Source organism: Variovorax sp. AC194, assembly GCF_979257995.1.
In genome coordinates this window covers 3,858,908-3,884,410 of the sequence record NZ_OZ409823.1, presented here as the reverse complement: position 1 = coordinate 3,884,410, position 25,503 = coordinate 3,858,908, and the positions used below count along the sequence as shown (strand labels likewise).

At 69.5% G+C, this 25,503-nt stretch carries 23 protein-coding genes; 12 read left to right on the top strand and 11 right to left on the bottom strand.

The features are described 5' to 3' along the window. Positions 1 to 10: 10 nt before the first annotated feature. Positions 11 to 3,508 carry a response regulator gene (locus ACZYRS_RS18440; RefSeq protein ID WP_463420414.1) on the bottom strand — a complete coding sequence of 1,166 codons (3,498 nt, stop codon included), beginning with the start codon at positions 3,506 to 3,508 and terminating at the stop codon, positions 11 to 13. Between the two features lie 144 nt (positions 3,509 to 3,652). Here ACZYRS_RS18440 and ACZYRS_RS18435 point away from each other — a divergent pair, with 144 nt between their 5' ends. Then, positions 3,653 to 5,989: an ATP-dependent DNA helicase gene (locus tag ACZYRS_RS18435; protein WP_463420413.1), complete on the top strand. Its 2,337-nt coding sequence runs from the start codon at positions 3,653 to 3,655 to the stop codon at positions 5,987 to 5,989. Next, positions 5,976 to 6,596: an alpha-ketoglutarate-dependent dioxygenase AlkB gene (locus ACZYRS_RS18430; protein ID WP_463420412.1), complete on the top strand. Its 621-nt coding sequence runs from the start codon at positions 5,976 to 5,978 to the stop codon at positions 6,594 to 6,596. The genes ACZYRS_RS18435 and ACZYRS_RS18430 overlap by 14 nt, the downstream gene beginning before the upstream one ends. 3 nt (positions 6,597 to 6,599) lie before the next feature. Here ACZYRS_RS18430 and ACZYRS_RS18425 read toward each other — a convergent pair whose 3' ends face one another. Genes ACZYRS_RS18425 through ACZYRS_RS18415 form a run of 3 tightly spaced genes read right to left on the bottom strand, consistent with a single transcriptional unit; the run spans position 6,600 to position 7,806 of the window. Beyond that, positions 6,600 to 7,265 carry a UdgX family uracil-DNA binding protein gene (locus ACZYRS_RS18425; protein ID WP_463420411.1) on the bottom strand — a complete coding sequence of 222 codons (666 nt, stop codon included), beginning with the start codon at positions 7,263 to 7,265 and terminating at the stop codon, positions 6,600 to 6,602. Beyond that, a complete protein-coding gene (locus tag ACZYRS_RS18420) occupies positions 7,265 to 7,594 on the bottom strand; it encodes a four-helix bundle copper-binding protein (protein ID WP_463420410.1) in 330 nt (109 codons plus the stop codon). Before ACZYRS_RS18420 ends, ACZYRS_RS18425 begins: the two co-directional genes overlap by 1 nt. Then, on the bottom strand, positions 7,591 to 7,806 hold the full coding sequence (locus tag ACZYRS_RS18415; RefSeq protein WP_463420409.1) for a hypothetical protein: 216 nt from the start codon (positions 7,804 to 7,806) through the stop codon (positions 7,591 to 7,593). The genes ACZYRS_RS18420 and ACZYRS_RS18415 overlap by 4 nt, the downstream gene beginning before the upstream one ends. A 260-nt stretch (positions 7,807 to 8,066) precedes the next feature. Here ACZYRS_RS18415 and ACZYRS_RS18410 point away from each other — a divergent pair, with 260 nt between their 5' ends. Genes ACZYRS_RS18410 through ACZYRS_RS18395 form a run of 4 tightly spaced genes read left to right on the top strand, consistent with a single transcriptional unit; the run spans position 8,067 to position 11,126 of the window. Then, a complete protein-coding gene (locus ACZYRS_RS18410; RefSeq protein ID WP_463420408.1) occupies positions 8,067 to 9,077 on the top strand; it encodes an acyl-CoA dehydrogenase family protein in 1,011 nt (336 codons plus the stop codon). Continuing rightward, positions 9,065 to 9,823 (top strand): PIG-L deacetylase family protein, encoded by a 759-nt coding sequence (locus tag ACZYRS_RS18405; protein WP_463420407.1) that lies wholly within the window; start codon positions 9,065 to 9,067, stop codon positions 9,821 to 9,823. The genes ACZYRS_RS18410 and ACZYRS_RS18405 overlap by 13 nt, the downstream gene beginning before the upstream one ends. Then, entirely contained in the window at positions 9,820 to 10,431 is a 612-nt protein-coding gene (locus ACZYRS_RS18400) for a class I SAM-dependent methyltransferase (RefSeq protein ID WP_463420406.1), read from the top strand. Before ACZYRS_RS18405 ends, ACZYRS_RS18400 begins: the two co-directional genes overlap by 4 nt. Further along, positions 10,428 to 11,126, top strand: coding sequence for a glycosyltransferase family 2 protein (locus ACZYRS_RS18395; RefSeq protein ID WP_463420405.1), 699 nt, complete (start codon positions 10,428 to 10,430; stop codon positions 11,124 to 11,126). Before ACZYRS_RS18400 ends, ACZYRS_RS18395 begins: the two co-directional genes overlap by 4 nt. On the opposite strand, the gene ACZYRS_RS18390 is transcribed toward ACZYRS_RS18395, so the two are convergent. The 6 genes from ACZYRS_RS18390 to ACZYRS_RS18365 form a co-directional block, all read right to left on the bottom strand. After that, positions 11,123 to 12,688 (bottom strand): ABC transporter substrate-binding protein, encoded by a 1,566-nt coding sequence (locus ACZYRS_RS18390; RefSeq protein WP_463420404.1) that lies wholly within the window; start codon positions 12,686 to 12,688, stop codon positions 11,123 to 11,125. The genes ACZYRS_RS18395 and ACZYRS_RS18390 overlap by 4 nt on opposite strands. A gap of 79 nt (positions 12,689 to 12,767) precedes the next feature. After that, positions 12,768 to 14,420 (bottom strand): ABC transporter ATP-binding protein, encoded by a 1,653-nt coding sequence (locus ACZYRS_RS18385; protein ID WP_463422504.1) that lies wholly within the window; start codon positions 14,418 to 14,420, stop codon positions 12,768 to 12,770. Positions 14,421 to 14,434: 14 nt separating this feature from the next. Further along, positions 14,435 to 15,262 carry an ABC transporter permease gene (locus ACZYRS_RS18380; protein WP_463420403.1) on the bottom strand — a complete coding sequence of 276 codons (828 nt, stop codon included), beginning with the start codon at positions 15,260 to 15,262 and terminating at the stop codon, positions 14,435 to 14,437. 8 nt (positions 15,263 to 15,270) lie between these two features. Continuing rightward, positions 15,271 to 16,215, bottom strand: a complete 945-nt coding sequence (locus ACZYRS_RS18375; RefSeq protein WP_198783940.1) for an ABC transporter permease — start codon at positions 16,213 to 16,215, stop codon at positions 15,271 to 15,273. A 32-nt stretch (positions 16,216 to 16,247) separates the two neighbouring features. Continuing rightward, complete coding sequence (locus ACZYRS_RS18370) at positions 16,248 to 17,135, bottom strand: hydrolase (protein ID WP_198783939.1); 888 nt, start codon at positions 17,133 to 17,135, stop codon at positions 16,248 to 16,250. 54 nt (positions 17,136 to 17,189) lie between these two features. Beyond that, positions 17,190 to 18,320, bottom strand: a complete 1,131-nt coding sequence (locus ACZYRS_RS18365; protein ID WP_463420402.1) for a C45 family autoproteolytic acyltransferase/hydolase — start codon at positions 18,318 to 18,320, stop codon at positions 17,190 to 17,192. A 148-nt stretch (positions 18,321 to 18,468) separates the two neighbouring features. On the opposite strand from ACZYRS_RS18365, the gene ACZYRS_RS18360 reads away from it, so the two are divergent. The 6 genes from ACZYRS_RS18360 to bioD all read left to right on the top strand — a co-directional run bounded on the left by ACZYRS_RS18360 (position 18,469) and on the right by bioD (position 24,295). Beyond that, on the top strand, positions 18,469 to 19,386 hold the full coding sequence (locus ACZYRS_RS18360) for a LysR substrate-binding domain-containing protein (protein ID WP_463420401.1): 918 nt from the start codon (positions 18,469 to 18,471) through the stop codon (positions 19,384 to 19,386). Between the two features lie 81 nt (positions 19,387 to 19,467). After that, positions 19,468 to 19,779, top strand: coding sequence for a plasmid stabilization protein (locus tag ACZYRS_RS18355; RefSeq protein WP_463420400.1), 312 nt, complete (start codon positions 19,468 to 19,470; stop codon positions 19,777 to 19,779). Positions 19,780 to 19,790: 11 nt separating this feature from the next. Next, positions 19,791 to 20,654 (top strand): NmrA family NAD(P)-binding protein, encoded by an 864-nt coding sequence (locus tag ACZYRS_RS18350; RefSeq protein WP_463420399.1) that lies wholly within the window; start codon positions 19,791 to 19,793, stop codon positions 20,652 to 20,654. Positions 20,655 to 20,959: 305 nt separating this feature from the next. Then, positions 20,960 to 22,342, top strand: coding sequence for an adenosylmethionine--8-amino-7-oxononanoate transaminase (gene bioA / locus ACZYRS_RS18345; protein ID WP_463420398.1), 1,383 nt, complete (start codon positions 20,960 to 20,962; stop codon positions 22,340 to 22,342). Next, positions 22,326 to 23,558 (top strand): 8-amino-7-oxononanoate synthase, encoded by a 1,233-nt coding sequence (bioF, locus tag ACZYRS_RS18340; protein WP_463420397.1) that lies wholly within the window; start codon positions 22,326 to 22,328, stop codon positions 23,556 to 23,558. Before bioA ends, bioF begins: the two co-directional genes overlap by 17 nt. Further along, positions 23,555 to 24,295 carry a dethiobiotin synthase gene (gene bioD, locus ACZYRS_RS18335; protein ID WP_463420396.1) on the top strand — a complete coding sequence of 247 codons (741 nt, stop codon included), beginning with the start codon at positions 23,555 to 23,557 and terminating at the stop codon, positions 24,293 to 24,295. The genes bioF and bioD overlap by 4 nt, the downstream gene beginning before the upstream one ends. Positions 24,296 to 24,414: 119 nt before the next feature. Here bioD and ACZYRS_RS18330 read toward each other — a convergent pair whose 3' ends face one another. After that, on the bottom strand, positions 24,415 to 25,449 hold the full coding sequence (locus tag ACZYRS_RS18330; RefSeq protein ID WP_463420395.1) for an aldo/keto reductase: 1,035 nt from the start codon (positions 25,447 to 25,449) through the stop codon (positions 24,415 to 24,417). Positions 25,450 to 25,503 lie beyond the last annotated feature (54 nt).

Genomic DNA, 25,503 nt, shown 5'->3' with positions numbered 1-25,503 from the left:
GGCTTGTCGGTCACAGCCGCTCCATTCTCGGCATCCACACGCGCAGCAGCGAGAACAACCGCTCCAGGTCCACGGGCTTGGCCAGGTAGTCGTTGGCGCCGGCGGCCAGGCACTGGTCGCGGTCGTCCTTCATGGCCTTGGCGGTGATGGCGATCACCGGCATCTTCTCGAAGCGCGGGTCGGCGCGCATGCGGCGCGTGGCTTCCAGGCCGTCCATCTCCGGCATCATCACGTCCATCAGCACCAGGTCGATCTCGCGCACCTGGTCGAGTTTTTCGAGCGCCTCGCGGCCGTTGCGGCCGATCTCCACGGCCGCGCCGCGCTGCTCCAGCGCACTCGTCAGGGCGAAGATGTTGCGCACGTCGTCGTCCACCAAAAGGATGGTGCGGCCCTCGAAGATGCGGTCGCGCCCGCGCGCGGTCTTGAGCATGCCCTGGCGCTCGGTGGAGAGCGAGGCCTCCACCTTGTGCAGGAAGAGCGTCACCTCGTCCAGCAGGCGCTCGGGCGAGCGGGCGCCCTTGATGATGATCGAGCGCGAGTAGCGCTGCAGCTCGGTCTCCTCGTCGCGCGTGAGGTTGCGCCCGGTGTAGACGATGACCGGCGGGAACGACACGATCTCTTCCGCCGCCATCGCCTTGAGCAGCTCGCTGCCCTGCATGTCGGGCAGCCGCAGGTCGGTGATCATGCAGTCGAACACGCGCGTGCGCAGCAACTCCAGCGCCTCTTCGCCCGAGCCGACGGCCACGATCTCGATGTCGTCGTCGCCGATCAGCTTGATCACGGCTTCGCGCTGCAGCGCGTCGTCTTCCACCAGCAGCACGACCTTGACCTTCTGCGTGAGCTTGTCTTCGAGCCGGCCGAACACCTTCATCAGTTCGTCGCGCGTGGCCGGCTTGAGCGCGAAGCCGATGGCGCCCATGTGCAGCGCGGCAGCCTGCGCGTTGTCGGCCGCCGAGACCACGTGGATCGGGATGTGGCGCGTGTGCGGCGAGTCCTTCAACCTTTGCAGCACGTCCAGGCCGGTGCTGTCGGGCAGGCGCATGTCCAGCAGGATCGCGTCGGGCACGAACTGCGTGGCCAGCTCGAAGCCGTCGGCCGCGCCGTGCGCCACCAGGCACCGGTAGCCCAGCTCGTGCGCCAGGTCGTAGAGGATGTGCGCGAACTGGGGTTCGTCCTCGATCACCAGCACGCGGCGCACCTGGTCGCGCGGGATCGCGCGGTCGTCGGCGAACTGCGGCGCCGGCACCGCGGCCGGTGGCGTGGGCGCCTGCGGTGCGACGGTGAGGGGCGCGGCGGCCGGGCTGCGTCCGCCCGGCGCATACGCCGGCACGGCTCTTGGGGCGGCCATCTGCTGTGCCGAAGCCTGCGGCGCGAGCGCCGGCAGCTGCAGGATGAAGGTGCTGCCCTTGCCGGGCTCGCTCTGCACGGTGAGCGTGCCGCCCAGAAGGTGCGTGAGGTCGCGCGAGATCGACAGCCCCAGCCCCGTGCCGCCGTAGCGCCGGCTGGTGGTGCCGTCGGCCTGGCGGAAGGCCTCGAAGATCAGCTCGTGCTGCTGCGGGTCGATGCCGATGCCCGAGTCGGACACCGCGAAGGCCGCGCCGCCGTTGGCCGCGGCGGACACCACCAGCGCCACTTCGCCCTTGTCGGTGAACTTGAGCGCGTTGGACAGCAGGTTCTTCAAAATCTGCTCGACCCGCTGGCGGTCGGTGACCAGCGAGACCGGCGCGCCCGGCTGCACCTGGAGCCGGAAGCTCAGGCTCTTTTGCATCGCGAGCGGGCTGAAGGTGCTCTCCAGGCTCTGCGCGAGGCGCTCGAGCGACACGTCCTCGGGCACCACCTCGAGCTTGCCCGCCTCGACCTTGGCGATGTCCAGGATGTCGTTGATCAGCACCAAGAGGTCGTTGCCCGACGAATAGATCGACTCGGCGAACTTCACCTGCTCCAGCGTGAGGTTGCCCTGCGGGTTGTCGCCCAGGAGCTTGGCCAGGATGAGCGCGCTGTTGAGCGGCGTGCGCAGCTCGTGCGACATGTTCGCGAGGAACTCCGACTTGTAGCGGCTTGCGCGCTGCAGCTCGTCGGCGCGGTCTTCCAGGTCGCGCTGCACGCGGCGAAGGGCGGTGTTGCGCTGGTCCAGCGCCTCGGTGCGCTCGGAGAGCTGGCTGTTGGTCTGCTCCAGCTCGGCCTGCTGGTTCTCCAGCATGGCCTGCGAGGCGCGCAGTGCCCGCGACTGCTCTTCGAGCTCTTCGTTGGCGGTGCGCAGCTCTTCCTGCTGCACCTGCAGCTCTTCGTTGAGCTGCTGCGTCTCGGCCAGCACGTCCTGCAGCTGTTCGCGATAGCGCGCCGCCGCGAGCGAGGTGCCGATGTCGTCGCACACCACCTCCAGCAGCTGGCTCGCGCGCTCGTCGGGCGCGCCGGGCAGGCCGAGCTCGACCACGCCGTTGACGATGCCGTCGCTCATCACCGGCATCAGCAGCACGGTGCTGGGCGCCATGTCGCCGAGACCCGAATTGACCTTCAGGTAGCTGGCGCCGATCGGGTCGACCAGCATCCGGCGGCGCTCGGCCGCGGCCTGGCCCACCAGGCTCTCGGTGGGCGAGAAGACCTGCGGCGACGCCTCCGCATCGGCCGAGAACCCGTAGCTCGCGGCCCGGCGCAGCGGCCCGTGGCGCTCCCGCACGTACATCGCGCCGACGCTGCTGCCCAGGTGCCGCGAGAAGAACGCGAGGATCTTGCGGCCCATGTCCGGCGCGCTCAGTTCGCCCACCAGTTCGCCCACCAGCTCGGTCTGCGCGCCGCGCAGCCACGCCTCTTCCGAGAGCCGCTGCGAATGCGCCGCCTGTTCCTTGAGCACGACGTCGTAGCTGTCCGACAGCCGCACCAGCTGGCGGCGGCCGAAGTAGGCGATGAGCCCGGTCAGCGTGAGCGTGAAGAACAGGAACAGCCCGACCACCCACCAGCTGGTGCGGTTGGCGTCGTTGTTGCGCTGGAAGCGCAGGGCCTGCTCGGTGTCCATGAACGCGGTGTATTCGGCGCGCATGTCGTCGGTCAGCCGCTTGCCGCGGCCCAACCGCACGATGGCCTGCATGTCGCCGCCGGCACGGCGGGCCGCAATCATCTCGCGGGCGAAGTCGTTCCAGGCGTCCTGCAGGCCGGCGATGCGGTCGACCCGTTCCACCTGCTGCTGGTTGTCCGACACCAGCTTGCGCAGTGCATCGGTGTCGGCCTTCAGGCGCGGCAGGGCGCTCTGGTAGGGCTCCAGGAAGCTCTCTTCGCCGGTGAGCAGGAAGCCGCGCAGGCCCGTTTCCATGTCGATGCCGCGGCGCTGCAGCTCGCTGGCCGAGCGGGTCACGCGGTCGGTGTGCTCCACCCAGCTGATGGTCGAGAGCAGGAACAGGATGAGCCCGACGAACACCACGGCGCCGAACAGTCCCCCCAGCATCGGGAGCTTGAGGTTGCGACTGAGCAGGCGGTCGAAGTCGTGGGGATCGATGGCGGAGGGAGTTTTCATCGGCACATTTGTAAGCAAAACTTGTCAAGTTTTGCCGAAAAGGGAGGGTGGTCCTGTCGGAGAAGACCCCGAGACGGTCGATTGAACCTCAACGGCAACACCTTGTCGCTCGTTATACTGTAGTTTCATACAGTGATTCGAGAGATGGCCCCGGCTTCCTCCACCTCCACTTCGCCAGACCTGGCCCCCGCTGCGTACGTCGTTTCCGTCAAGGCGCTTTGCGCTTTCGGCGCGAAGGCGGGCGACCTCGACCTGCGCTTCGTGCCCGCGCCCAGCGCGCTCGAAGGCATGGCGGGCCACGCGCTGGTGCAGGGGCGGCGCGGCGGCAGCTACCAGAGCGAGGTGTCGCTCGAATCCCGGCACGGCGCGCTGCGCGTTCGCGGCCGCGCCGACGGCTACGAGCCCGGCGAACCGCGCGTCGAAGAAATCAAGACCTTCCGCGGCGACTTCGACGCCATCCGCGGCAACCACCGCGCGCTGCACTGGGCGCAGGCCCGCACCTACGGATGGATGCTGTGCGAGCAGCACGGGCATGCGCAGATGACGGTCGCGCTCGTTTACCTCGATCTGGCCACCGGCGAGGAAACGGTGCTCGAAGAGCGCCATACCTGGGACGCGCTGCGGGAGCACTTCGAATCGCTGTGCGATCGCTACGCCGCCTGGGCGCAGCAGGAGGCCGACCACCACGGCGCGCTCGACCGGACGCTGGCGCAGCTCGCATTCCCGCACGCGTCCTTTCGCACCGGCCAGCGCGAACTCGCCGAAGCCGTCTACCGCGCCGCCGCCGGCGGGCGCTGCCTCATGGCGCAGGCGCCGACGGGCATCGGCAAGACGCTGGCCACCATCTTCCCGCTGCTCAAGGCGCGTGCGGCAGGGAAGCTGGACAAGGTTTTCTTCCTCACCGCCAAGACCTCCGGCCGCCCGGTGGCGCTCGATGCGCTGCGGGTGCTGGGCAAGGGCTGTGCAGCGGACGGCGCGCAGCCGCGCGTGCTCGAACTCGCGGCGCGCGAGAAGGTCTGCGAGTACCCCGACCGCGCCTGCAACGGCGACTCCTGCCCGCTCGCCAAGGGCTTCTACGACCGCCTGCCCGCCGCCCGCATCGAGGCCGCACAGGTCCGCTGGCTCGACCGGCAGGCGCTGCGGCAGGTCGCGCTGCAGCACACGGTGTGCCCCTATTTCCTCGCGCAGGAAATGGCGCACTGGAGCGATGTGATCGTCGGCGACTACAACTACTACTTCGACGGCAGCGCCTTCCTCTTCGGCACCATGAAGGACGCGGGCTGGCGCGTCGCGGTGCTGGTGGACGAGGCCCACAACCTGCTGGAGCGGGCGCGCGGCATGTACACCGCGCAACTCGAAGGCGGGGCGCTCGAGGAGGCGCACCGCATCGCGCCCGCCCCGGTGCGCGGCCCGCTCGCGCGGCTCTTTCGCGAGTGGGACACCGTGCAGCAATCGCAGACCGCCAACTACGAAACCGCCGACGAGATTCCCGAGCGTTTCGTGCGCGCGCTGCAGGCCGCCAACACCGCCATGGCCGAGTACTTCGCCGCCAAGCCCGAGGCCGCGCAGGGTCCGCTGCAACGCTTTTTCTTCGATGCGCTGCACTTCGCGCGCCTGGCCGAGGTGTTCGGCGACCACTCGGTGTTCGAGCGCACGCTGGGCCTGGGCATGGGCGCCACGCAACAGGACCGCACCCTGGCCATCCGCAACCTCGTGCCCGCGGCGTTCCTGGAAGGCCGCTTCGCGGATGCGGTGTCGGTCACCTGCTTCTCGGGCACGCTCTCGCCGTTCGCCTTCTACCGCGATGCGCTCGGCCTGCCGGCGGACACCGCGCTGCTCGATGTGGCCTCGCCGTTCCACAGCCAGCAGTTGCGCGTGGAGGTGGCGATGGACGTCTCCACGCGCTTTCGCGACCGCGCCGGGTCGCTGGGCAATGTGGCGGGCATCATCGGCGCCCAGTTCGAGCGCATGCCCGGCAACTACCTGGCCTTCTTCAGCAGCTTCGAGTACCTGGAGAGCGCCCGCGCCGCCTTCTCGGCGCGGCACCCGGGCGTGCCCGTGTGGACGCAGACGCGCGGCATGCTCGAGGCCGACCGCCACGGCTTCATCGCGCGCTTCGAGGAGGGCGGCCGGGGCATCGGTTTCGCCGTGCTCGGCGGCGCGTTCGGCGAGGGCATCGACCTGCCGGGCAGCCGCCTGGTCGGCGCCTTCGTCGCGAGCCTGGGGCTGCCGCAGTACAACGCGCTCAACGAGATCACGCGCGAGCGCATGCAGTCGCGCTTCGGCAAGGGCTACGAGTACACCTATCTCTATCCGGGGCTGCAGAAGGTGGTGCAGGCGGCCGGTCGCGTGATCCGCACCGAAGAAGATCGGGGCGTGCTGCACCTCCTGGACGACCGCTTCGCGCGCACGGAAATCCGCGAGCTGCTGCCGCGCTGGTGGCACGTGCAGGTGGGGAGGGCCGGCGATGCGCGCCGCTAGACGCCTCGAACACGCGGGGCAGGACGACCTCTTCGGCGGCGCGCCCGCGGCCGTTGTCGAGGGCCTGCGCTACGAGCGCGAATTCCTGTCGCGGGGCGAAGAGGCCGGGCTGCTGCGCACCGTGCAGGCGCTGCCGCTCAAGGAGATGCGCTACAAGGAATACACCGCGCGCCGACGCGGCATCAGCTTCGGCGGCAGCTACGACTTCGACACGAATCGCCTGAAGCCCGGCGCGCCGCTGCCCGAGGCGCTGCATCCGCTGCGGGCGAGGGCGGCCTCGTGGCTCGGCGTCGCGCCCGAGGAACTCACCCACATGCTGATCGCCGAATACCAGCCCGGCACGCCGCTCGGCTGGCACCGCGACGTGCCGGATTTCGAGGACATCGTGGGCGTTTCGCTGCAAGGCGACGCGGTGATGCAGTTCCGGCCGTACCGACCGGGCGGGGCGTCGACTTCGGACACGGGCAACGTGCAGTTCCTCATCGAGCCGCGTTCGATCTATTTGCTGCGCGGTCCGGCGCGGTGGGCCTGGCAGCACGCGATTGCGCCGACCGAAGCGCTGCGCTACTCGATCACGCTGCGCACGCCGTCTCGCGGACGACGTTGATTCCTAGGCCGTTGCCGCCGTGCGCCTTGGTGCGTGCGTGGCGCGGGGTTTCTTTCGCGCGGGCGATGGTGCCTTGTCGAGCACTTCCGAGGCCAGCGACAGGTCGTGCAGCCACGCCTTCCACGCCGCTTCCTTCTGCGCAGGATCGCCCCGCAGCAGCGCAGACGGGTGCAGCGTCACGAGCACGCGCCGGCCCTCGGCGTCTTCGTGCCAACGGCCGCGCTCGCTCATCACCGCCACATGGCGCCCGAGCAGCGAGCGCGCCGCGACGCCGCCCAGGGCGATGAGCGCCTCTGGCTTCACCAGCGCAATCTCGCTTTCCAGCCAGTGATGGCAGGCCTCGGCCTCGCGCTGGGCGGGCGTCTTGTGGATGCGGCGCTTGCCGCGCAGCTCGTACTTGAAATGCTTCACCGCGTTGGTCACGTAGAGCCTGTCGCGCGACCAGCCCAGTTCGGCCACCGCGCGATCGAACAGCCGCCCGGCCGGGCCGACAAAAGGCCGGCCCTCCAGGTCCTCCTTGTCGCCCGGCTGCTCGCCGACCACCATGAGCCGGGCGTGCACCGGCCCTTCGCCGAACACGGACTGCGTCGCGTGCGCGCCGAGCGGGCACTCGCGGCAGGCATCGGTCGCCCGGGCCAGTTCATGCAGGGCGATGGTGGGCGAAGTCATCAGACGGTCGCCATGCGCTGGCATTCCGTTTCGCATTGCCTGCAGGCCTCGGCGCAGCGCTGGCAGTGGTCCATGTCGTGCGTGCCGCACTCGGCGGCGCAGAGCCGGCAGACGTCGGCGCACAGGCTGCAGAAGAGGCCGGCGTTTTCGCTGCCGCGCGCCATGGCGCCGGCGGCGGTGGTGCACATCGCCGCGCAATCCAGGTCGAGCGCGATGCAGCGCGACATGGTGTCCGACGCCTCCTTGATGCATGCGGCGGCGCAGTGGTTGCAGGCCGCCGCGCAGGCGTTGCACAGCGCGATGCAGCGCGAGAAGTCCGACGGCGTCATCGCGAACCGCCTCCCCGGCGGGACTGGATCTGGTTGCCGCCGCCGACATGGCTTTCGCGGTCATGGCGGCTCTCGGGCGTGCGGCGCGGCTCGTTGCGCGAGGTGGGCTGCTGGTGGCCGGCCTTGTTGTGCGCCGAGGGTTGCGTGGTGTCGCTGTCGTCGCGTTCGTTCGTGTCGTCGTCGCGGGTATCGATGGTGGTGGGCTTCGTCATCAGGGCTCCTTGCGGGTGGATGGTCAGAGGGTGAAAAACCTCTTTCTCTTCCCGCGGCCGGCCCTGTCATGTGGGAGGAGGCCGACCCCGTCCGTCGGTCATGCCGCGCGGGGCCGCCGCCTGCAGGCAATGGCGGCAGCAGCGGCGTTCCTCAATTCCTCCTACACGGGCGAAAGCCGCCCACCGACGATTCGCGTTGCATGGCTTGCCTACCTTGGCTCGAAGTTTCTTTTTCTTTCGATTCACGTGGTCCCACTCTCATGCTTCAAGCCGCTCCCGACGATGCCCTCCTGCAGTTGCAGCTTCGCCACGGCGGCGACCTGGCGCTGAAGCATCTGGTCGATGCGCGCATCGACGCGCTGCCCAGGCCCGGCACCGGACAGACCCTGGCGCGCTGGCGGGTGCTGGCCGAAGTGGCGGCGCACGACCTTTCGCTCGCGAAGCTGTTCGAAGGGCACACCGATGCGCTCGCCATCCTGGCCGAGCTCGGCGGCGCACAGGACGCTCCTGCCGGCGCCTCCTGGGGCACATGGTGCGCGGAGCCGCCCGATGCGCGCGTCGCGTTCGATGCGCAGGCGAACGGCCACGGCCGACTGACCGGCACCAAGGCCTGGTGCTCGGGCGCCGCGACCGTGTCGCATGCCGTCGTGAGCTGCTGGAATGCGTCCGGCGAGCCGTGCCTCGCGGCCGTCGCCATGGACCAGCCCGCCGTCTGGGTGACCGAGAACGGCTGGCACGCCGTCGGCATGGCCGCGAGCGCCAGCGTCGATGTGCGGTTCAACCGTGCCGTGGCCACGCAGGTCGGCCGGCCCGGCGACTACGTGAGCCGCGCCGGCTTCTGGCAGGGCGGCGCGGGCATCGCGGCCTGCTGGTTCGGCGGTTTGCTCGGCATCGCACGCATGGTCCAGCAGCGCAAGGGCCCCAAGCCCGACGCCCATCGCCTCGCGCACCTCGGCGCCATCGACGTGGCATTGACCGCAGCGGCGGCGCAGTTGCGTGAAGCCGCTGCGTGGATCGACAGCCATCCGCAAGACAACGCGCAGCGCATCGCCTTGCGCGCCCGCCTGGCCGTCGAGCAAGCGGCCAACGAGGTGATCCACCACGCCGGCCGCGCCGTCGGCGCGGGGCCGCTGTGCCGCGATCCGCGCTTCGCCCGCGCGATGGCGGACCTGCCGGTCTTCCTGCGCCAGAGCCACGCCGAACGCGACCTCGCCGCACTCGGCCAATTCGCCGCCAACGAGCAAGAGGAGCCATCGTCATGGACGCTGTAGCGCAACGCGCCATCCGGGGAGAGGGCACCACGGAGGCCGAGTGGAGCCGTTGGCCCGGCCTCGCACGCCTGCCCGCGATCGCGCCGCAGGACCTGGTCCCGAAGAACGCCCGCGCCGTGGTCGTCGCGCCGCATCCCGACGACGAGGTGCTCTCGGTCGGCGGCCTGCTCGCGCAACTGGCCGAATGCGGCCGGCCCGTCGAGGTGATCGCGGTCACCGACGGCACCGCCAGCCACCGCGGCTCGACCGAATGGCCCGTCGAGCGGCTCGCGCGCACGCGGCCGCGCGAGAGCCGCAAGGCCTTGCAGTGCCTGGGCCTCGCGATCGAACCGATCCGGCTGGGCCTGCCCGACGGCGGCCTCAAGGCGCTGCGCGCCGTGCTCGCGGCGCGCCTGGTTTCATTGCTGCGCCCCGGCGACGTCGTGTTCACCACCTGGCGCCGCGACGGCCACCCCGACCACGAAGCGACCGGCGAGGCCTGTGCGCTGGCGGCCGCGAGCACCGGCGCGCGGCTCGCGGAAGTGCCCGTGTGGGGCTGGCACTGGTCGCGCCCCGGCGACGTGCGCGTGCCGTGGCAGCACGCCTTCCGCCTGCCGCTCAGCGAAGAGGCCGTGCGGCGCAAGCGCGCGGCCGTCAAGGCATTCACCAGCCAGTTGCGGCGCGATGCGTCCACCGGCTCCGGCCCGGTGCTGCGCGCCACCACCGTCCAGCGCGCGGCGCGTCCCTTCGAGGTGATCTTCCTGTGAGCACCGGCAACGACCAGCGGCCGTATTTCGATGCGCTCTATTCGGCCAGCGAAGACCCCTATGCGCTGCGCCAGCGCTGGTACGAGGCGCGCAAGCGGGCGCTGCTGCTGGCCGCCTTGCCGCAGGCGCGCTACCGGCGGGTGTACGAGCCGGGCTGCGGCATCGGCGAGCTCACGCTGGCGCTGTCGCACCGCTGCGACCACCTGCTGGCGAGCGATTTCTCGGCGCATGCCGTGGCGCTCGCGCGCACGCGCACCGAAGGGCGCCCCAACGTGCGCGTCGCGCAGCACGTGCTGCCCGCCGACTGGCCGCGCGAGGACGGCCGCTTCGACCTCATCGTGCTGAGCGAGCTGGGCTACTTTCTCGACCGCAACGACATGCAGCGCCTGGCCCGGTGCTGCGAAGAAACGCTGGAGGCCGATGGCACCCTCGTTGCCTGCGACTGGCGCCCCGATTTCGCGCAGCGCAGCCTGTCCACGAAGGACGTGCACGCCGCGCTCGCCGCGCTCGGGTTGGCGCGCCTGGCCTTGCATGAGGAAGACGATTTCGTGCTGCAGGTCTGGACCCGCGACAGCCGCTCGGTGGCCGAACGCGAGGGCATCCGGTGATCGGCGTCGTCATTCCCGCGCACAACGAGGGCGAGCGCATCGGCGCGGCGCTCGAAGCGGTGCTGCGCGCGGCGGCACACCCGGCGTTGCTCGGCGAATCGGTCGGCGTGGCCGTGGTGCTCGACAGCTGCAGCGACGCGACCGACGCCGTCGCCGCGCAGTACCCCGTGGCGCGCATCGCGCTCGAAGCCCGCAACGTCGGCATCGCGCGGGCCCGGGGCGCCAACCTGTTCATCGGCGCCGGCGCGCGATGGCTCGCCTTCACCGACGCCGACACGCTCGTTTCGCCGGACTGGCTGGTCAAGCAGTTGGCCGAGAACGCCGATGTCGTCTGCGGCTCGATCGGGGTGGAAGACTGGGGCGCGTACGGCCTGGAAGGCAGCGCGGTGCAGGCGCATTTCGCGCGGCACTACGTCGATGCCGACGGCCACCGGCACATCCACGGCGCCAACCTGGGCGTGTCGACCGAGGCCTACTGCCGCGTGGGCGGTTTCCAGCCGCTGGCCTGCAGCGAGGACGTGGCGCTGGTCGAGGCGCTGCAGGCCGCCGGCGCGCGCATCGCATGGAGCGCGGGCCCGCGCGTGACGACCAGCGCGCGCACCGATGCGCGCGCCCGCGGCGGCTTCGGCGACACGATCCTGGCGATGGTCGCGTCGCTCGCGAAACCGGCGGAACCTGGGCTCAGTCCGCTTTAGCCAGCCTTAGCCGCCACCGACACGCCCCACAGCCGCGGCTTGCCTTCCCACACCGAGAAGCCGTTCACGCGCTTGCGCACACCCCAGGCGTCGATGCCGTTGAACAGCATGATCATCGGCACCTGCTGGATCATCAGCGCGTGGAGCTGGTCGAACAGGGCCTGGCGCTTGGCGCGGTCGGTCTCGGTGAAGCTCTCGTCCAGCAGCTTGAGCGCCTGCGGGTCTTCCCAGACCTTGCGCGACTGCTTGTCCTTGGGGCCGGAGAACTGCTCGAAGCTCAGCGCCGGATCGAGGCGCGATGAATAGCTGAACGAGCTCATCTGGTAGTTGCCGCTGTTGTAGCGGTCCAGCTGCGTGGCCCATTCGAGCACCTCGATCTGCGCGTTGATGCCCACCGACTGCATCATGGCCTGCGCCAGCACCGCCACTGTGTAGCTGGGCACGTGGGCGCGCTTGTTGGTCTGGATGGTGATCTTCTCGTTCTTGTAGCCGGCCTCGCGCAAGAGCTTTGCCGCGAGCGCAGGGTCGTAGTGGTAGCCCTTCTTCTCGGCCGCGCCGTAGAAGGCCGAGCCCTTGTGGATCGCCGAGTTGTTGACCGAGCCCAGGCCCTCGGAGGCGGCCGCCACGATCTGCTCCATGTCGAGCGAAGCGGCAATCGCCTGGCGCAGCTTCACGTTCTTGAGCAGCGGATCGCGGGTCTGGAAGAGCAGGGTGTTCTTCACCGCTTCGGTGGGCGCCTGCACGACGAGGTTGCGGTCGGTCTTCAATTCCTGCGCGTCGCTGGAGGTGATCTGTCCTGCATCGATCGCGCCCGACTTCAGGCCGGCCGCGGCGGTGGCCGCATCGGGCACGACCAGGAATCGCACGTTGTCCACCAGCGGCGCCTTCAGCCCCACGTAGCCGTCGGCCTTGGTGGCGCCGGGCGACGAGGTGTAGCCCTTGAAGGCCGTCACCGTGACGTACTCGCCGCGCTTCCATTCGCCGAACTTGAAGGGGCCGGTGCCCACGGGCTTGTCCCAGCTGCCGTCGGGCTTGACCGAACTCTTGTGCAGCACGGCCGTCATGCCGCAGTCCGAGCGCGCGAGCGTGTCCAGGAACACGGCCGAGGGGCGGTTGATCTTCATCACGAAGGTGGCGTCGTCGGGCGTCGCGGTCTCCACCACCTTCAGGCCGTTGCGGCCGTCGTACTCGCTCATGCAGCGCCAGTCGGTCTTGGGGTCCATGTAGCGCTTCCAGCTCCAGGCGACATCGGCCGAGGTGAGCGGCGCGTCGTTGTGGAACTTCACACCCTTGCGCAACTTGAAGGTGTAGGTGAGGCCGTCTTTCGACACATCGACCGACTGCGCGAGCAGCGGGCCGACGCTGCCGTCCTGCCTGTAGCCCACCAGCCCCTCGACCATGTTCAGCACGATGCCGTCGGTGGTGTTGTCGCGGTTCACGCCCGGGTTGGTGGAGCGGATGTCGGCCGGTTGGGCGACGGTCACGGAGGTCTGTGCAAGTGCCGTGGCACATGCAAGACCGGCGCCGGCGAGCGCTGCGATTCGGAAGAAGGGACTGGGCATGAAGTACTCCTGCAGACAGAAACGAAAAGGGTTGGGCGATCAGGCGATCAGGCGATCAGGCGATCAGGCGATCAGGCGATCAGGCGATCGCGGCTTGGGCACCGAAGCGCCAGCGCAGCCGCACGCCACCGGTCTCGGTCGGCTCCAGCGCCGGAATGGCCGAGAGCAGCTTGCGCGTGTAGTCCTGTTGGGGCGCATCGAACACGGTGTCGCGCGAGCCTTGCTCGACGATGCGGCCGTCCTGCATCACGATCACGCGGTCGGCCACCTGCTCGACCACGCCGAGGTCATGGCTGATGAACAGGCACGAGAAGCCGTGGCGCTTCTGCAGCTCGGCGAAGAGCTCCAGCACCTGCGCGCGCACCGTCACATCGAGCGCCGACACCGGCTCGTCGGCGATCACGAAGGCGGGCCGGCGCACCAGCGCCCGCGCAATCGCCACGCGCTGGCGCTGGCCACCCGAGAGTTCGTGCGCATAGCGCGGCGAATAGGCCGTGCCGAGGCCGACTTCATCGAGCACCTCGGCCACGCGCTTGCCCTTGTCGGCGGACGACATGCCCTTGACCAGCCGCAGCCCCTCGCCGACCAGCTGGCCGATGGTCATGCGCGGATCGAGCGAGGCGTACGGGTCCTGGAACACCATCTGGCATTGCAGCCGGTAGTCGGACCAACCGGCGTCCGAGCGCGCGATCGGGCGGCCGCGGAACAGGATCTCGCCGCCGCTGGGCTTCAAGAGCCCGGCGATGGTGCGGCCCAGCGTGGTCTTGCCCGAGCCCGAGCCGCCGACCACCGCGACCACTTCGCGCGGCCGCACCACGAGGTCGATGCCATGCAGCGCGCGCTTGGGCACGGCCTTGGCGAACAGGCGGCGGTGGCCGGGATAGTCGACCACGAGGTTGCGCACCTGGACGACCGGCGCCTCGTCGACCACCGCGCGCGCGGGCAGCCGGCGCGGCATCGCCTGCAGCAGCTCTCGGGTGTAGGCGTGCTTCGGGTGTTCGAGCAGGTCGTCGGTACGGCCGGTTTCCTTCACCTCGCCGTGCCGCATCACGACCATGCGTTGCGTGAAGCGCGCGACCATCGGCAGGTCGTGGCTGATCATCAGCACGGCCGTCTGGTGTTCGCGCGTGAGGCCGACCATCAGCTCCAGCACATCGCGCTGCACCACGGCATCGAGCGCGGTGGTGGGCTCGTCGGCGATCAGCAGCGCGGGCTCCAGCAGCATCACCGAGGCCAGCATCATCCGCTGGCGCATGCCGCCCGAGAACTCGTGCGGCCAGGCGGTGAGCGCGCCCTTGGGGTCGCGGATCCCCACGCGCGCCAGCATGTCGAGGATGCGCGCCTGCCGTGCGGGGGCCGAGAGGTCGCGGCGGTGCAGCGCGAGCGCTTCGCCCAGCTGCTCGCCGATCGTCATCGACGGGTTGAGCGACGTCATCGGCTCCTGGAACACCATGCCCACGCGCGCGCCGCGCAGCTCGCGAAGGCGCGACGGCTTGGCCTGCGCGAGGTCTTCGCCCTCGAAGAGGATGCGGCCCGCGGTGCGCACCAGCGGCGGCGGCGTGAGGCCCATGAGGGCGCGCGCGGCCTGCGTCTTGCCGCTGCCCGATTCGCCGACGATGCCCACCATCTCGCCCGGCGCGATGTCGAAGGACACGTTGCGCACGATCTCGCGGCCGCCGAGGCCGACGGCGAGCGTCAGGCCTTCGACGCTGACAAGCGGCGTGTTCGTCATGGAGGTGGTCGGGTTCATTGCACGCCCTTCATGCGCGGATCGAGCCAGTCGCGCACCGCGTCGCCCAGCAGGTTGATGCCCAGCAGCGTGAGCGCGATACACAGGCCCGGAAGAATGGAGAGGTAGCTGGCCTGTGCCATGAACGGGCGGGCCGAGGCGAGCATGTTGCCCCACGTCGGCGCCGGCGGCGGCACGCCCAGCCCGAGGAACGACAGCGCGCTCTCGGCCAATATCACCCAGCCGAACATCGAGGTGGCCAGCACCGTGAGCGGCGCGGTGCAGTTGGGCAGCACGTGGCGCACCATCGTGTAGAGCTCGGAGTTGCCGAGCACGCGCGAGGATTCGATGAACTCCTTCTCGCGCAGCGACAGCACCGTGCCGCGCACGATGCGCGTCACCGAGGGCGTGTAGGCCAGGCCCAGCGCGAGCACGATGCCGTACTGGTTCGCGCCCACCACCGCGAGCAGGCCCAGCGCCAGCAGGAGGCCGGGGAAGGCCAGCAGCGCGTTGTTGAAGGCCATCACGATGCGGTCGGTCCAGCCGCGGAGGAACCCCGTGAGCACGCCGACGATGCTGCCCACCACGATGGAGAAGCTCACCGTGAGCACGGCGATCCACACGCTGGTGGCGGCGCCGGCCATGAGGCGCGAGAGCTCGTCGCGGCCGAACTCGTCGGTGCCAAGCAGGTAGCGGCCGCCGGGCAGCTTCAGGCGCGAGCCGAAGTTGATGCGCAGCGGATCGTGCGGCGTCCACACGAGACTCACGAGCGCCGCGGCCACGATCAGGCCGACGATGACGATGCCGATGAGGGCGTTGAGGGGAATGCGTTTCTTGCGGGTCATCTTCGTGCTCATTCGACAGCGACGCGAGGGTCGAACAAGGGGTAGCAAAGATCGATCACGAGATTCACGACCACATAGATCACGGCGACGAACAAGAGGCAGCCCTGGATCACCGGATAGTCGCGCGCGAAGATCGCATCGACCAGCAGCCGGCCGAGGCCCGGAATGGTGAACACCGTCTCGACCACCGCGATGCCGCCCAGGAGGTTGCCCAGCACCAGGCCGATCAGCGTCCAGGTCGGGCCGAAGGCGTTCTTGAAGGCGTGGCGCATCAGCACCGCGCGTTCCGACAGGCCCTTCGCGCGCGCATGCGTGATGTAGTCCAGCCGCAGCACCTCGAGCGTGCTGGCGCGCGCCATGCGCATGAGCACGCCGATCTCGTGCAGGAACAGCGTGAGGATCGGCAGCACCAGGTACAGGAGGCCGTTCTTCCAGTCTTCGGCGATGCCCACGTAGCCCACCACCGGCAGCCAGCCGAGCTTCAGGCCGAACAAAAGCAGCAGCAACAGGCCGAGCCAGAAGGTCGGAATCGACACCAGCAGCGTCGCCGAGCCGACCAGGAGCAGGTCGGGCGCGCGGTTCTGCTTCCACGCGGCGATCATGCCGGCGGGCACGGCCACCATCGCGGCCAGCGCCACGGCCACCAGCACGATGCGGCCGCTGATGAGGAAGCGGTCGGCCACCAGCGAGAGCACGTCCTGCCCGCTGTTGATCGAGGTGCCCAGGTCGCCCTGCAGCACATGGCCGAACCAGATGCCGAATTGCGCCGGCAGCGAACGGTCCAGCCCGAGCCGGGCGCGCAGGTCGGCCAGGCTCGCGGGCGTGGCCAGGTCGCCGAGCAGCAACTGCGCGGGGTCGCCGGGAATGAGCCGTATCAGGACGAACACCGACACCGCCACGATGAGCAATGTGGGTATCGCCATCGCGATGCGGGCCGCTGCGAAACGGAACATGGGCCTTCTTTCCTTGTGTGGTTTCTTGAACGTCAGGCCCGCGACGGCGCGGCGCGCAGCGCGTGCAGGGCCTTCGCGAAGAAGTCTTGCACATGCCCCACGCAGGCCAGGCCGTTGTGCGGCACGTTGTCCAGCAGGTCGAACGCCACCTTCACGCCGGCCGCCTCGAACGAGCGGCGCAGCGTTTCCAGGCGCTCGGGCCGGGTGCGGCCGGCGTCGTTGGCGCCGGGCATGAAGTACTTGCCGCCTTCGCGGTGCGTGATCTCCCAGGTCTCGATGTCGGCCTTGCCCGCCACCATGTGCACCGGCAGGCGGCGCAGGGCCGCGAGGTCCATCGGCTTGCCGAAGCGGGTTTCGAAATCCTTCGTGCCGACCCACCAGCCCTGCTCGGGGTCGATGAGCGTCACCGAGCCCGGCGCGCCGATGGACGCGGCCCACAGGCGCTCGGGGTGCAGCATCGCGAAGCGGTTGACGAACTGCCCGCCGCCCGAATAGCCGAAGAGCGCGAAGCGGTTGAAGTCGCAGTCGAACTTCTCGCCCACCTCGGCCACCATGTCCAGCAGGACTTCGTCGTAGCGGATGTCGGCTTCGATGAGGTGCTTGAAGCCGTCGCGGTTGCCGTCGCCGCGCACGCCCGCCGGGAACAGCGGGCACAGCACGATGCAGTCGTTCCACTTGGCAAAGCCGCTGAAGGCCTCGCGGTAGTTGACGAAGGCGCGGCCGGTGCCGTGCACCACCACCACCAGCTGCATCGGCCGCGTGCCGGCCTGGCCGATGTGCTCAGGCACGTAGGTGCAGTACGAAAAGCGCGCATCGCTGCGCGACGCATAGATGGTGCTGTGGCCCAGGTCGTAGATGGCGCGGGCGCGCTGCTCGGCCTGGCTCGGCGGAATTTCGGGGACTTCGATGAGGGCGGTCATGAAAAGGAATCTGCGGATGAAAAAAGAACAGGAGAAGGGGCGCCGGGGTGCGGACTACAGCGTGTATTCCTGGAAGTTGCGCGCCTCGTAGGGCTTGCGCGCCACCCACATCACGCGGTTGGCCGCGTCCATGAGCGTGGTGGCCACGGTGGCCGAGATGCTGCTGAAGTCCGCCGGCTTGGGTGTGCGCAGCACGCCGTCGGGCTGGCCGAACTCGTCGGCCAGCGCGGCCTTCACGTGAGTCCAGTCGATGCGGCCCTCGATGCGGCCGAGCGCGTTTTCCACGCGGTGCTGGCGGTAGATGCTGTCGGGCCGCTGCGGCAGGCCGGGGTCGCGCAGCTTGATCACGGCCGAGGGCGACATCCAGTGGTTGGCATGCACCAGCAGGTCGTTCTCCGGCAGCGTCCAGAAGATCTCGCCGGGCGAGGTCTCCAGGCTGATGCCCGAGCCGTCGTTGCCCGTGGCTTGCGCGAGGATCATGTTGTTGGCGCAGTAGCGCTTCGATGCCCAGATGGTCTTCATCGCCTGCGCGAGGTTCGCGGCTTCGAGCACGCGGCGGCGCAGCAGCACCAGCGGCACGCCCGCGCCCTTGCGGAAGTCTTCGTCGCAGGTCAGCGAGTTGCCGGTGAGCGAGACGCCGTGGCTGTTGAAGCCGTGGCGGGCGAGGGCGCCGGCTTCGGTGAAGGTGAGCATGTCGGGGCCGCTGCCGTTGCCGCGGATGCGCAGCACGATGCCCGTGTCCACGCATTCCTGGCGCCAGTCCCAGTTGTGGGCGTGCATGAGGCGGCCGGTGGCCGAGCGCGCGGGGAGCACGACCAGGCCGGTGCAGTCGCCGTCTTCGCTGGGCACAGGTTCGGCCGCCTGGGTCTGCTTCATGTCGGCATAGCCGAACAGCATCTCGGTGCGGCAATTGATCATCACCACGTCTTCGAGCGAGACGCCCGCGCCTTCGGCGATGCCGCGCATCTCTTCCAGATAGCTCGCGTCGTAGGCCTCGATGACCGGCAGCATCGATTGCGCGAGCTGGCGGATGGTGGCGTCGTCCAGGCCGCGGCGGCCCAGCTGGGCGCGGTAGAGCGCCACGCCCCCGGCCACGCGCTCGGGCACGGCGCGGCCGTGCTGCACGCCGCGGGCGTGGGACGTGCCGGAAACATCGACGAGGGGGAAATATTCAGGAGTGGGCATGGCGTGGCGGGTGGCGTTGCGGGTTGTCATCTGCCTGCCGCGGGAGTGCGGTAGTTCAGTGCCGATGGCCGCATTGTTTTGCAGGTACAGGAAAAAATAAATTTAAAAATCATTTAGAGTTGATAAAGGATTTGTTTATCTTCCGACCATGAGCTCCATTCGTTTTCTCCGCACCTTCGTGGCCGCGGCCCGTGGCGGCTCCTTTGCCGCGGCCTCCGACGAGGTGGCCTTGACGCAGGCGGCCGTGGGCCAGCAGATGCGCGCCCTCGAATCCGAGATGAAGAAGACCCTGTTCGACAAGACCGGCCGCACCATGGTGCTGAGCCCCGCCGGCCACCTGCTGCTGCCGCGCGCCGAAGCGCTGCTCGCGCAGTACGAGTCGATGCGCCGCGACCTGCAGGACCAGCGGCAGATCGCCGGCACCATCAAGCTGGGTTCGCTCATCTCGGCCATGGGCCTCCTGTCGGGCACGCTGGCGGTGCTCAAGTCGCTGCACCCGAACCTGGAAGTCGAGCTGCGCGTGCGCGAGCAGTCGCAGCTGATGCAGGACGTGATCAGCGGCGAGCTCGATGCGGCCGTGGTTGTCGAGCGCCAGTGGCCCGAGGTGCCGGGCCTCCTGTGGACGCCGTGCTACGAGGAGTCGCTCACCGTCATCGCCAATTCGGGCATCGCCTCGCCCGAGACGCCCATCGCGAGCCTGTTCGCGAACCATCCCTTCATCCGCTTCGACCGGCGCACGCCGACCGGGGCGCGCATCGACAGGATCCTGCGGCGGCTGCAGTTCGTGCCGAAGGAGTTTCTCGAACTCAACTCGCTGCTGGCCATCGCGGAACTGGTGCGAAAGAACGTGGGCTTCACCATGGCGCCGCTCCTGAAGAACTTCGACTGGGAGAGCGACCCCGCGCTGTGCGTGCTGCAGTTGCCCGGACGCCCCGTCGCGCGCCGGCTGGGCATGCTGGAGAACGGCAAGCGCAGCCACATCACCAGCGTCGTGCGCGAGGAAATGCTGGCGCACCTGCGGCGCATGAAGGCGGCGGCCGAGCCGTCCCGCGACAGACAGCGCTGACGCGCAGCGCGTGCGTCTTCTTACCCGCGGCGCTGGCGGTGCGCCCAGCATGAAGGCTTCTCAACCTGAAGGAGCGCTGACATGCCAAGAGGCGACAAGTCGTCCTACACGGACAAGCAGAAACGCAAGGCCGAGCACATCGAGGAAGGCTACGAGCACCGCGGCGTCGGCAAGGGCGAGGCCGAGCGCCGCGCCTGGGCCACGGTGAATGCCGAGACCGGCGGCGGCAAGAAGAGCGGCTCGGGCCGCGGCAAGGCCGAGAACCATGCGCCCTCGCACAAGGGCGGCCACAAGGGCGGTGCGGCCGCGGCATCCCGCACGGCCGCCGAGCGCTCGGCCTCCGCGAAGAAGGGCGCCGCCACGCGCAAGCGCAACGCGGAAAAGCGGTCGTAGGGGAGATGGCGATGCACATCATCCTCGGCGCCACGGGCCATGTCGGCTCGTCGCTGGCGCAGGCGCTGCTCGCGCGCAACGAGCCCGTCACCGTGGTCACGCGCGATGCGAGCAAGGCCGAATCGCTCAAGACCAAGGGCGCCCATGTGGCGCAGGTCGACGTGTTCGACACGCCCGCGCTGCACCGCGTGATCGCGCGCGGGCACCGGCTCTTCGTGCTCAACCCGCCGGCGCCCCCGTCGACCGACACGGTCGCCGAAGAGCGCAGGAGCCTGTACGCCATCGTGGACGCGCTGGAGGGCTGCAAACTCGAGAAGATCGTCTGCGAATCGGCCTACGGCGCACAGCCGGGCAACGGCATCGGCGACCTGGGCGTGCTGTACGACATGGAGCAGGCGCTGCAGGCCGGCAAGGCGCCGGTCAGCCCCCTGCGCGCGGCCTACTACATGAGCAACTGGGACGCCTCGCTCGAAACTGCCCGGAACGAAGGCAAGCTGCACAGCATGTACCCGCCCGACTTCACGCTGCCGATGGTGGCGCCGCACGACCTGGGCGAATTCGCCGCGCGGCTGATGCTGGGCGCGGCCGAGGCATCGGGGCCGCACTACGTCGAAGGGCCGGAGCGCTATTCGCCGGCCGATGTCGCGCGAGCCTTTGCGGACGCGCTGGGGCGGCCGGTGGAAGTGGTGGTGACGCCGCCCGAGCAATGGGAGCAGGCGTACCGGTCGCTGGGGTTTTCGGAGGCCGCGGCGAGGTCCTATGCGGCGATGACGCGCATCACGCTGGACAACAAGGAAGAGCCCGAAAAGCCCGAGCGCGGGGCGACTTCGCTGCGCGACTACATCACGGCGCTGGTGAAGAAGAGCGCTGGCTGAGCGTCGGGAGAGCGGTTTGCCTCAATCGGACATTCACGTGTCCGATGAGGCGCGATGTGCCTGATATCTGGCGCACCTCCGACATTCCCCAGTTATCTTTGGCGCTGACCGGACAACTTGCGACCGGCCCGCCGAGGCCCCTCCGGCTCAATGCTGTCGCGTTGCACGAGCTTGTTCGCAACGCGATTGCTACGCCGTCCATCGTCGTCCAAGCACGCTGCAATCCGCCAGCGCCGAGGCGGTTTGTCGTGCCTGTAAAGCGTCGATACGATCCCGCGCCTTGCCTCCCACAAAGGAATGCGCGGATGCCGCCATCGACTGCTTTTTCCCCCTCCGCCAACACCGACTGGCAGCAGCGCAGCCGGCGCCACGTGTGGCATCCGTGCACGCAGAGCATCCGTCTCGAAGCGGTGCCGCCGTTGCCGATCGCGCGGGGCGAGGGCGTCTGGCTCATCGACCATGACGGCCGCCGCTATCTCGACGCGACGAGCTCATGGTGGGTCAATCTCTTCGGCCATGCGCACCCGGCCATCAACGCGGCGCTGAAGGACCAGCTCGACGCGCTCTCGCACGTGATGCTCGCGGGCTGCACGCATGCACCGGCCGTCGAACTGGCCGAGCGGCTTGCCGCGCTGACCGGTCACGAACTGGGCCATTGCTTCTACGCCTCCGACGGCGCCTCGGCCGTGGAGATCGCGCTGAAGATGAGCTTTCACGCATGGCGCAACGCGGGACGCAGCGGCAAGCAGCACTTCGTCGCGCTGCGGCGCGGCTACCACGGCGAAACGCTGGGCGCGCTGCATGTGACCGACGTGCCCGTGTTCCGCGATGCCTATGCGCCGCTGCTCGCGAACGCGCACCTCGTGGCGTCGCCGGATGCGCGAGCCGCGTTGGCGGGCGAGGATGCCAGCGCCGTGGCGCGGCGTGCCGCCGCGGAACTCGAAGCGCTGCTGGCCGAAAGCCATGCATCCATCGCGGCCGTGATCGTCGAGCCGCTCGTGCAATGCGCCACCGGCATGGCGATGCATGACCCCGACTACCTGCGCCTCGTGCGTGCCCTCTGCGACCGCTACGAGGTGCACCTCATCGCCGATGAAATTGCGGTGGGATGCGGCCGCACCGGCAGCTTCTTCGCCTGCGAGCAGGCCGGCATCTGGCCCGATTTCCTGTGTCTCTCCAAAGGCATCAGCGGCGGCTACCTGCCGCTTGCGCTGGTGATGACGCGCGATGCGATCTACGAAGGCTTCGTGGACGACGACGTGGCACGCAGCTTCCTGCATTCGCATTCGTACACCGGCAACGCGCTGGCCTGCCGCGCCGCGCTCGCGACACTCGACCTGTTCGAGCGCGAGGATGCATTGCGCCGCAATCGTGGCCGCGCCGAACGATTGATCGGCCGGCTGCGCGAAGGGCTGCGCGGCATGCCGGTCGACCACCTGCGCCAGCGCGGAATGATCACGGCCTTCGACGTGCGCGAGCCTGGCGCCGGGTTCGCGGAGCGCTTTCACCTCGCAGCGCGCGCGAACGGGCTGCTGATGCGCCCCATCGGTTCGACCGTCTACCTGATGCCGCCCTACGTGATTCGCGACGACGAAATCGACCGGCTGGTCGATGGCACGCTGGCCACGCTGCAGGCGGTGTCCGCTCGCGCGCCCGCAGAAGGAGGCCGCGATGTTGCGCTTGCTTGAACGCCTGCAGGACGAGATCACCGCGCTCGATACGCAGGCGCTGCGACGCCGGCGGCAGATCGCCGAGACCGCCTGCGCACCCGAGCAGTCGCTGACGCTGGCCGGCACGACCGCGCCGCGCACCATGCTCGGCTTCAGCAGCAACGACTACCTGGGGCTGGCCGCGCATCCGGCGCTGGCCGCGGCGCTGGCCGAAGGCGCGGCGCGCTACGGCACGGGCAGCGGCGGCTCGCACCTGATCCTGGGCCATTCGCGCGCGCACGCCGAGCTCGAGGAGCGTCTGGCCGGCTGGATGGCGCCGTTCATCCCCGAGGCGCGCAGCCTTTTCTTCTGCACCGGCTACATGGCCAACCTCGCGGTCCTGTCGGCGCTCGGCGGCGCGGAGGCGGTGATCTTTTCCGAAGCGCTCAATCACGCCTCGCTCATCGACGGCGCGCGGCTGGCCAAGGCGCGCGTGGCGCGCTATCCGCATTGCGACGTGGCCGCGCTCGATGCGCAGCTGGGCGCCTGCGATGCGCCGGTCAAGCTGATCGTGAGCGATGCGGTCTTCAGCATGGACGGCAACATCGCGCCGGTGGCCGAGTTGCTCGCGCTCGCGGAGCGCCACGATGCCTGGCTGGTGCTGGACGACGCCCACGGCTTCGGCGTGCTGGGCGCGACGGGCCGGGGCGTGCTGCAGGCGATGGCGCTGCGCTCGGAGCGGCTGGTGCTCATCGGCACGCTCGGCAAGGCGGCGGGGGTGTCGGGCGCGTTCGTGGCGGCGCACCGCACCGTCATCGATTACCTCGTGCAGCGGGCGCGGCCGTACATCTTCACCACGGCCGCGCCGCCGGCCATTGCGCATGCGCTGCTCGCGAGCCTCGCGCTGATCGAAGGCGAAGAGGGTGACGAGCGCCGCGCGAAATTGAAGGCGCGCATCGCCCAGCTGCGCCGGGGCCTGAACGCGGTCCTTCCGCCGGACGGCAGCGCCTGGCTGCCCGATTCGCCCACCGCGATCCAGCCGCTGATCGTCGGCGACAACGCACGCGCGATGCGCACGATGGCGCAGCTCGATGCCCGCGGGCTGCGCGTCGGCGCGATCCGCCCGCCGACCGTGCCGGCTGGCACCGCGCGCCTGCGGATCGCGCTGTCGGCCAGCCACAGCGAGGCCGACGTGACGCGGCTGGTCGATGCGCTGGGCGACGCCTTGGCGCAGCCGTGGAAGGAGGCCGCATGACGCAGCGCCGCTGGTTCGTCACGGGCACCGACACGGGCGTCGGCAAGACGCTGGTGAGCAGCGCGATGCTGAGCCTGCTGGCCGCCTCGGGCCTGCGCGCGGTCGGCATGAAGCCGGTGGCCGCGGGCCTGGAACGGGTGGATGGTGCGTGGCGGAACGAAGACGTCGAGCAACTGCGCGCGGCCGGCAACGTCGATGCGCCGCTGGCCTTGCGCTGCCCCTACCTGCTGCGCGCGCCGATGTCGCCGCACCTCGCGGCGCGGGAAGAAAGCGTGCGCATCGAATTGCCGCCGCTGCTGTCGGCCTTCGAGGCGCTGTCGCAGCGCGCGGACGCGGTGGTCGTCGAAGGCGTGGGCGGGTTCTGCGTGCCATTCGGCGACGACCTGGGCAGCGCCGACCTGGCCGTGGCGCTCGGGCTGCCGGTGATTCTCGTGGTTGGCCTCAGGCTCGGTTGCCTGAACCATGCGCTGCTCACGGCCGAAGCCGTGCGGGCGCGCGGCCTCGTGCTGGCCGGCTGGGTCGCGAGCGTCATCGAGCCGCGGATGCTGTCGCCCGAGGCGAATCTACAAACCTTGCGCGACCGGCTCGGCGCGCCCTTGCTCGGTGTGGTGCCGCACCTGGCTGCGCCCGATGCGGCCAGCGCCGCGCGGCACCTCGATCTGCGCGCACTGCGCGCAACGGCGGCCCACGCCGCGCGGCGCTCGGCCGCGCTGGCATCGGCGTTGGCGTTGGCCTGATAGAAATTGCGTTCGATTTGCCAAAGCCGTTCGGGCTGAGCCTGTCGAAGCCTCGCGCGGCGCTTCGACAAGCTCAGCGTGAACGGATTTCTCTTTTGAAGCAACCTGGTATGAGCCAATCAGGCCAGGTGCTTGTCGCGGTTCGCGCGCTGGCGCTCCAGCATCCAGCCCGGGTACTCGGCCGGCAGCGCGCTCACCTTGTCGAGCGTGGCCAGCTCGTCGGCTGACAGCTCGATGGCGGTGGCCGCGATGTTGTCGTCCAGCTGCTCGACGCGCTTGGCGCCGATGATCACGCTGGTGACGACCGGCTGGTGCAGCAGCCACGCCAGCGCGATCTGCGCGACCGACACCTTGCGGGCCTCGGCCAGCACGCGCATCGCGTCGATGCAGTCGTAGGCGCGGTCGCGGTTCACCGGCGGGAAGTCGAAGCTGGCGCGGCGGGTGCCCTTTTCGGTCTCGGTATGGCGGTCGACCTTGCCGCTCAAGAGGCCGCCGGCCAACGGGCTCCAGACCATGAGGCCGACGTTTTCGCTGCGCAGCATCGGCACCAGCTCGCGCTCCAGGTCGCGCCCGGCGATGGTGTAGTAGGCCTGCAGCGACTCGAAGCGCGCGAGCCGGTCGCGCTCGGCGATGCCCAGCGCCTTGGCGATCTGCCAGGCGGCCCAGTTCGACACGCCCACGTAGCGCACGTGGCCCTGCTGCACGAGGTTGTCCAGCGCATGCACGGTTTCCTCGATGGGCGTGAGCGGATCGAAGCCGTGGATCTGGTAGAGGTCGATGTGGTCCAGCTGCAGGCGCTTCAAGCTCGCCTTCACGCCGTCCATGATGTGAAAGCGCGAGGCGCCGCTGGAGTTGGGGCCCTTGCTGCCGGTTTCGCCGAGCACCTTGGTGGCCACCACCACGCTGTCGCGCGGGATCTTCAGGTTCTTGAGCGCCTGGCCGGTGATGACTTCCGACTGGCCTTCGGAGTACACGTCGGCCGTGTCGATGAAGTTGATGCCGGCGTCGATGGCGCGCCCGACCAGGCCTTCGGCCTCGGCCTGCTGGAGGTCGCCGATCTGGCTCCAGATGCCCGAGGCGCCGCCGAAGGTCATCGTGCCGAGGCAGAGTTCGGAAACCAGGAGGCCGGTGCGGCCGAATTTGCGGTACTGCATGGAGAGGTCCTTTGTGTTGGGGGAGGGTGTTGTGGGAGGGTGTCGGGGGATGCC

Coding starts and splice junctions, on each gene's coding strand:
- ACZYRS_RS18375 (WP_198783940.1), bottom strand. CDS start 16,215: ATGTTCCGTTTCGCAGCGGCCCGCATCGCGATGGCGATACCCACATTG.
- bioA (WP_463420398.1), top strand. CDS start 20,960: ATGCCGCCATCGACTGCTTTTTCCCCCTCCGCCAACACCGACTGGCAG.
- ACZYRS_RS18365 (WP_463420402.1), bottom strand. CDS start 18,320: ATGCCCACTCCTGAATATTTCCCCCTCGTCGATGTTTCCGGCACGTCC.
- ACZYRS_RS18415 (WP_463420409.1), bottom strand. CDS start 7,806: ATGACGAAGCCCACCACCATCGATACCCGCGACGACGACACGAACGAA.
- ACZYRS_RS18440 (WP_463420414.1), bottom strand. CDS start 3,508: ATGAAAACTCCCTCCGCCATCGATCCCCACGACTTCGACCGCCTGCTC.
- ACZYRS_RS18370 (WP_198783939.1), bottom strand. CDS start 17,135: ATGACCGCCCTCATCGAAGTCCCCGAAATTCCGCCGAGCCAGGCCGAG.
- ACZYRS_RS18380 (WP_463420403.1), bottom strand. CDS start 15,262: ATGACCCGCAAGAAACGCATTCCCCTCAACGCCCTCATCGGCATCGTC.
- ACZYRS_RS18420 (WP_463420410.1), bottom strand. CDS start 7,594: ATGACGCCGTCGGACTTCTCGCGCTGCATCGCGCTGTGCAACGCCTGC.
- ACZYRS_RS18430 (WP_463420412.1), top strand. CDS start 5,976: ATGCGCGCCGCTAGACGCCTCGAACACGCGGGGCAGGACGACCTCTTC.
- ACZYRS_RS18350 (WP_463420399.1), top strand. CDS start 19,791: ATGCACATCATCCTCGGCGCCACGGGCCATGTCGGCTCGTCGCTGGCG.
- bioF (WP_463420397.1), top strand. CDS start 22,326: ATGTTGCGCTTGCTTGAACGCCTGCAGGACGAGATCACCGCGCTCGAT.
- ACZYRS_RS18360 (WP_463420401.1), top strand. CDS start 18,469: ATGAGCTCCATTCGTTTTCTCCGCACCTTCGTGGCCGCGGCCCGTGGC.
- ACZYRS_RS18390 (WP_463420404.1), bottom strand. CDS start 12,688: ATGCCCAGTCCCTTCTTCCGAATCGCAGCGCTCGCCGGCGCCGGTCTT.
- ACZYRS_RS18425 (WP_463420411.1), bottom strand. CDS start 7,265: ATGACTTCGCCCACCATCGCCCTGCATGAACTGGCCCGGGCGACCGAT.
- ACZYRS_RS18330 (WP_463420395.1), bottom strand. CDS start 25,449: ATGCAGTACCGCAAATTCGGCCGCACCGGCCTCCTGGTTTCCGAACTC.
- ACZYRS_RS18410 (WP_463420408.1), top strand. CDS start 8,067: ATGCTTCAAGCCGCTCCCGACGATGCCCTCCTGCAGTTGCAGCTTCGC.
- ACZYRS_RS18385 (WP_463422504.1), bottom strand. CDS start 14,420: ATGACGAACACGCCGCTTGTCAGCGTCGAAGGCCTGACGCTCGCCGTC.
- ACZYRS_RS18435 (WP_463420413.1), top strand. CDS start 3,653: ATGGCCCCGGCTTCCTCCACCTCCACTTCGCCAGACCTGGCCCCCGCT.
- ACZYRS_RS18355 (WP_463420400.1), top strand. CDS start 19,468: ATGCCAAGAGGCGACAAGTCGTCCTACACGGACAAGCAGAAACGCAAG.
- bioD (WP_463420396.1), top strand. CDS start 23,555: ATGACGCAGCGCCGCTGGTTCGTCACGGGCACCGACACGGGCGTCGGC.
- ACZYRS_RS18405 (WP_463420407.1), top strand. CDS start 9,065: ATGGACGCTGTAGCGCAACGCGCCATCCGGGGAGAGGGCACCACGGAG.